The sequence below is a fragment of the Enterobacter sp. R-1.6.2 genome (assembly GCF_035064085.1).
Classification (GTDB): Bacteria; Pseudomonadota; Gammaproteobacteria; order Enterobacterales; family Enterobacteriaceae; genus Enterobacter; species Enterobacter asburiae_B.
Window position 1 is genome coordinate 1 of record NZ_JASEYI010000160.1, and the last position, 216, is coordinate 216.

The following is a 216-nucleotide window of genomic DNA, read 5'->3' on the forward strand; positions in this document are numbered from 1 at the left end:
TGCATCCGGGAGGATTCGAACCTCCGACCGCTCGGTTCGTAGCCGAGTACTCTATCCAGCTGAGCTACGGATGCATCGGGATTTACTATTGTACTGCTCGATATTCATATCACTTCTAAAGCAATATGAAGTAATAGATGGTGCATCCGGGAGGATTCGAACCTCCGACCGCTCGGTTCGTAGCCGAGTACTCTATCCAGCTGAGCTACGGATGCA

The 216-nt window shown here is 50.9% G+C and carries 2 tRNA genes; both read right to left on the bottom strand.

The window, feature by feature from the left end:
* Positions 1–74, bottom strand: a tRNA-Arg gene (locus QMN93_RS26225).
* Between the two features lie 64 nt (positions 75–138).
* Positions 139–215: transfer RNA gene (locus tag QMN93_RS26230), tRNA-Arg, on the bottom strand.
* Between the last annotated feature and the right edge of the window lies 1 nt (position 216).